General features: G+C 41.3%; 1 protein-coding gene. It reads left to right on the top strand.

Annotation, left to right across the window (positions count from 1 at the left end; translation table 11 throughout):
• A partial coding sequence (locus tag R7P74_RS27910) for an ABC transporter substrate-binding protein (protein WP_318123921.1) occupies nucleotides 1–591 on the top strand: 591 nt, incomplete at both ends.

The following is a 591-nucleotide window of genomic DNA, read 5'->3' as shown; positions in this document are numbered from 1 at the left end:
TTTACCAACAGCATTGTTAGCGTGGAAAAAATTGATGATTACACCATCCGTGTTAATTTAGCGGTTGCACAGAGTCATGATTCTCTGATGGTCATGATTAATATGCCAAGCAATGGCTTCCAACCTCGTCCAAAACACTTTTTCAAAGGTGAGAAGGATGAAAACAACGATGGCATGCCGGATAACTTTGTACGTAAATTCAACTTCAAAGCTGAACCAACGGCAGCACCATACTACCTAGATAAGGTTAAAAAAGGGAAAAGTGTTACCTTTAAGCATGTTGGTGAAGATTGGTGGGGCTACAACAATCGTTACTACAAGAACCGTTATAACGTAGAGAAAGTGCGTATCACAGTTATTCGCGATCCTGACATTGCGATGAAGCACTTCGAAAAAGGCAATCTCGATTACTTTGAAATGGTGCTACCAAGCTTTTGGCACGATAAAACGAACACTGATGTTTACAAAAAAGGTTATATCCAAAAGTATTGGGGATTCAACCAATCACCACAAGGCGCTGGTGGCGTATGGATGAATACGGCAATGCCTTTGTTGGATAATCTTGAAGTGCGCAAAGGCATCATGGCTGCA

This window comes from Vibrio sp. 2033, from assembly GCF_033339735.1.
Note: the sequence above shows the minus strand (reverse complement) of the source record. Positions and strands in the feature narration are given on the sequence as shown.